Below are 4,240 nucleotides of genomic sequence, written 5' to 3' on the forward strand. Positions count from 1 at the left end.
ATTGGAAACACACTCCTCAGATTTCATTTGTCTAAATTTTGCTAACCCAGATATGGTTGGACATACAGGTAATTTTGAAGCTGCAATAAAGGCATGTGAAACGGTTGAAAGTTGCACCAAAAGTATTGTTGAGAAAGCCATTGAAAAAAACTACTCAACCATCATCATTGCTGATCATGGAAACTGTGAAACTATGTTGAACCCAGACGGATCCCCAAATACTGCTCATACGACAAACCCTGTTCCAATAATAATTGTAGACAATGACATTAAAAAAATACAAAATGGTGTTTTAGCAAATATTGCTCCTACAATATTAAAGCTTATGGGTCTAGAAAAGCCCATTGAAATGAACGAGAATTCACTAATCTAAATAAGAAAACAAATGATCAAACAACTCCTTTTTTTCTCTTTAAGTATATTAATTGTCTCTTGCGGAAATAACAAAAAAGAAGAAGGCCAGTCCCAAAAAGAAATCCTGGTTGAAAATGAATCAATCCCTGAAGAAGAAGTACCTGTACTACTCGGAAAACAGGAGTTTGATGCAATCAAAAAAGCACCTTATGATGTTTGGTTTGATGAAAACTACAAATATGAACCAAACAAACAAACTCTTGACTCTTTAAAACTAACATTAAAAGGCAAATCAATGGTAGTTTTTATGGGCACTTGGTGCTCTGACAGTCAATTACAAGTTCCTATATTATTAAATATTCTTGATAGAATCAATTATAATACTTCAACTATAAAACTATACATGGTTTCTGAAGATAAAGACACCCCAAGCGGCATTGAAAAAGAATTTGAAATAGAATACGTTCCTACTATTATAGTATATGAAAATGAAGAAGAAATGGGCAGAATTGTAGAATACCCTATAAACAGTATAGAAAAAGACCTTTTACAAATAACAATAGGAGAAGAATACAAACACGCATATTATATAGAAGAAGAATAATTTCTTTTATTAAATTAATTGAGTAATGAATCATAAATCACTCACAATTGCAATCGATTTTGATGGCACATTGGTTGAAAATCAATATCCCAAAATGGGAAAACCTGTGCTTTTTGCTTTTGAGACCCTAAAACAATTACAGGAAGAAGGACACCGCCTTATATTGTGGACTTACCGTCATGGTTCAGAGCTGGATGAAGCGGTCGAATTTTGTAAACAAAAAGGAATTATTTTTTATGCAGTAAACAAAAGTTTTCCTGAAGAAGAGTTTGATGCAACCCAAAGCAGAAAAATTTTAGCAGACATCTATATAGATGACAGGAATATTGGTGGACTTGTAGGTTGGGGCGAAATTTATCAACTTTTAGTGAAACAAAAAGGAGCACTTAATAAAAAATCTAAAAAAAAAGGGTTCTTTTCCTTTTTTAAAAAATAATACTATAAAGAATGATCATACCAAAAACAAAAGAAGAAATTGAATTGATGCGTGAAAGTGCATTAGTAGTTTCCAGAACCCTGGGAATGATAGCAGCAGAATTAAAACCCGGTGTAAAATTAAGTTATCTGGATGAACTGGCAGAATCCTTTATACGAGATGAAGAAAAAGCATTACCGGGCTTTAAAGGGCTTTATGACTGCCCTTCTACCCTTTTAATCAGTGCCAACGATCAAGTCGTTCACGGACTTCCTACAAATTATGAAATTAGAGAAGGTGATATTCTCTCTATTGATTGTGGTGCTATAAAAAACGAATACTATGGAGACCATGCCTATACTTTTACAATTGGAGAAATTAAACCTGAAATTGCAAAACTTCTTAAGGTAACAAAAGAATCACTTTACAAGGGCATAAGAGAATTTAAATCCGGTAATCGAGTGGGAGACATTGGATTTGCCATTCAAAATTACTGTGAAAGTTTTGGATATGGTGTAGTACGTGAACTCGTAGGCCACGGTTTGGGAAAAAAAATGCACGAAGACCCTGAAGTTCCCAACTATGGTAAACGCGGACGTGGAAAAAAATTCATTGAAGGAATGACCATCGCCATCGAGCCTATGATTAATATGGGAACACATCGCGTCAAACAACTCAAAGACGGCTGGACCATCGTAACAGAAGACGGCCGCCCAAGTGCTCATTTTGAACACAATGTCGCTTTGGTTGATGGAAAACCCGAATTACTTTCCACTTTTGCATACATCTACAAAGAACTGGGCATTGATAGTGATGAAGAAAAAGAATTTCGTCAAATTGATTTGGTACTTTAAATAAAAGCACCTTAACAAATTAAATCGTGAAATCACTTTTCAAATTTTTCCTTAATAAAATACCAAGACAATCACTCATTCGTTTAAGTTATATCTTTAGACCTCTTTTGGCATTATGGTATCGTGGAAATCGTTTTAAAGATCCTATTGACGGGAAATCTTATCGCAGTTTTTTACCCTATGGATATGAAAAACAACGAGAAAATGTGTTGGCACCCGGCACCCTTTCGCTGGAACGACATCGGCTGCTTTGGTTGTATTTAAAAAAAGAAACCCCTTTTTTTACAGAAAATTTAAAAGTACTTCACTTTGCCCCGGAGCAAGCTTTTTACAAACGATTTAGAAACCTAAAAAACCTCGACTACACTACCACAGACATCAATTCACCACTCGCAGATGTGAAAGCAGATATTTGTAATTTGCCTTTTGAAGACAACAGTTTTGATTTTATTTTGTGTAACCACGTTTTAGAACACATCCCGAATGACAAAAAAGCAATTCAGGAGTTGTATCGCATTTTAAAACCCGGTGGCACCGGTATTTTTCAAATTCCCCAAGACCTCAGCAGAACCACCACTTTTGAAGATAACAGCATCACAGACCCCCGTGAACGCACCACAATTTTTGGGCAATATGACCACGTACGAGTATATGGGCAGGATTATTTTGATAAGTTAAGATCAGTTGGATTCCGCGTAGATGAAGTTGATTACACAAAGCAATTTTCAATCGAAGAAATAGAGCACTTTCGGCTTACTAAGGGTGAGATTATTCCAGTGTGTCTAAAGATTTAAACATTTCTTTAACTACCCAAAGAAAAACAAGTTTGATTTTTTTAGTTATTTTTAAGAACTAATAAATCAACACTTTCAAAATATGAAATCATTCAACAAAATTTGCATAGTTTTTCTGTTAATTTTTACCGGAAGTCAAGCTCAAATCGATTTAAACTATCAAACACCACATCCCGATATTTTATCGTTGGCTGATGTTTCGCTACCACCATTTATGAGCATCAACAGTGATGGATCAAAAGCCATACTTATTTATCGAAACCAATACATTTCAATTGATGAATTGTCTGAAAAAGAAATGCGCTTGGGGGGGTTACGAATCAACCCAAAAACCAATAGCTCCAGTAGAGCTAGAAACTACAACAACATTTCTATTTTTGACCTGAAAACAAAAAGAGAAATTTCTGTTTCAGGAATGCCTGAAAATGCTAAAATCACAAACATTAACTGGTCTAACGCTGAAGATAAAATAGCCTTTATCAATGCCACAGAAAATGGCGTTTCTCTTTGGGTGATTGATTATGAAAACAAACAAGCCAGCCGATTAACTGATGCAAACCTGAATGCAAATATGGGCAACCCCGCAACCTGGTTGAAAGATGACTCTGGCTTTATAGTCAAAGTGCTTCCTGAAGGCAGAAACTCACTTATTGATACTGAAAACACAATCCCTACAGGACCTGTAATTTCGGAAAATGCTGAAGGCCAAAAAGCACAAAACCGCACTTATCAGGATTTATTAAAAAACACCAGTGACGAAGCCAATTTTGAAACATTGGCAGCTGCTGAACTTTGGAAAGTATCTCTCGATGGCTCTAAAACAAAATGGAAAGATGCAGCATTGTATAGATATATCTCTCCTTCACCTGATGGATTATACTTTTTAATCACGGAAATTAAACGTCCTTTCTCATATATTGTACCTTACTCAAGATTCCCAACCTCTTATGATATTTACAATACAAAAGGGAATTTAGTAAAAAACATAGTAGATGTTCCGCTTATTGAAGAACTTCCCAAAGGGTTTATGGCTGTTCAAACCGGCCCACGTCGCATTTCTTGGCGTGATGACCAACCGGCCACTTTAATCTGGGCCGAAGCTCTTGACGGGGGTGACCCTGAAGTTGAAGTAGATTACAGAGACCTCATTATGCAGGTACCGGCTCCATTTACAGCAAAGCCAAGACAAATGGCTCAAACAAAACTTCGTTACTCAAGT

Annotated in this window: 4 protein-coding genes and 2 pseudogenes; all 6 read left to right on the forward strand. The window is 35.8% G+C overall.

Annotated elements, in window-relative coordinates; all coding sequences use genetic code 11:
* Nucleotides 1-373: pseudogene (locus AACY61_RS09655) on the forward strand (2,3-bisphosphoglycerate-independent phosphoglycerate mutase); the annotation flags it as partial.
* Nucleotides 374-385: 12 nt separating this feature from the next.
* Nucleotides 386-958, forward strand: coding sequence for a thioredoxin family protein (locus AACY61_RS09660; RefSeq protein WP_339611367.1), 573 nt, complete (start codon nt 386-388; stop codon nt 956-958).
* 25 nt (nt 959-983) lie between these two features.
* Entirely contained in the window at nt 984-1,394 is a 411-nt protein-coding gene (locus AACY61_RS09665) for a hydrolase (RefSeq protein ID WP_339611368.1), read from the forward strand.
* Between the two features lie 11 nt (nt 1,395-1,405).
* Nucleotides 1,406-2,227 carry a type I methionyl aminopeptidase gene (gene map, locus AACY61_RS09670; protein ID WP_339611369.1) on the forward strand — a complete coding sequence of 274 codons (822 nt, stop codon included), beginning with the start codon at nt 1,406-1,408 and terminating at the stop codon, nt 2,225-2,227.
* A gap of 26 nt (nt 2,228-2,253) precedes the next feature.
* The gene (locus tag AACY61_RS09675; RefSeq protein WP_339611370.1) at nt 2,254-3,021 is read left to right on the forward strand and encodes a methyltransferase domain-containing protein; all 768 of its coding nucleotides are present in this window, start codon (nt 2,254-2,256) and stop codon (nt 3,019-3,021) included.
* 82 nt (nt 3,022-3,103) lie between these two features.
* Nucleotides 3,104-4,240 (forward strand): annotated as a pseudogene (locus tag AACY61_RS09680) (S9 family peptidase); the annotation flags it as partial.

It is taken from the genome of uncultured Planktosalinus sp. (assembly GCF_963973675.1).
In the GTDB taxonomy this organism is placed as follows: Bacteria; Bacteroidota; Bacteroidia; order Flavobacteriales; family Flavobacteriaceae; genus Planktosalinus.